We start from the raw sequence: 320 nt of genomic DNA, 5'->3' as shown, positions 1-320 counted from the left end.
GCCGATCACCACGTCACGGTTAACCACCTGAGCCGGCTTGTTAAAGCCCTGCTGCAGGGTGCTTGGCTTACGCTTGCCTTTACCGCCACGGGTCATGGTACGAGCTTCTTCGCGGTCTGCTTTAGACCTGTCTCTTATACACATCTCCGAGCCCACGAGACAGGAGGTATCATCGCGTATGCCGTCTTCTGCGTGGAAAGGGGGGGGGGGGGGGGGGGGGGGGGGGGGGGGGGGGGGGGGGGGGGGGGGGGGGGGGGGGGGGGGGGGGGGGGGGGGGGGGGGGGGGGGGGGGGGGGGGGGGGGGGGGGGGGGGGGGGGGG

Annotated in this window: 1 protein-coding gene; it reads right to left on the bottom strand. The window is 72.8% G+C overall.

What is annotated here, in order from left to right; all coding sequences use genetic code 11:
* The coding region (locus JHD74_RS26255) for a hypothetical protein (RefSeq protein WP_199063937.1) at positions 1–320 on the bottom strand (320 nt) is incomplete at both ends.

Origin of the sequence: Serratia sp. ASV30, assembly GCF_016428815.1 — a bacterium.
GTDB classification, from domain to species: Bacteria; Pseudomonadota; Gammaproteobacteria; order Enterobacterales; family Enterobacteriaceae; genus Chania; species Chania fonticola_C.
This window is presented reverse-complemented; position numbering and strand designations above follow the sequence as displayed.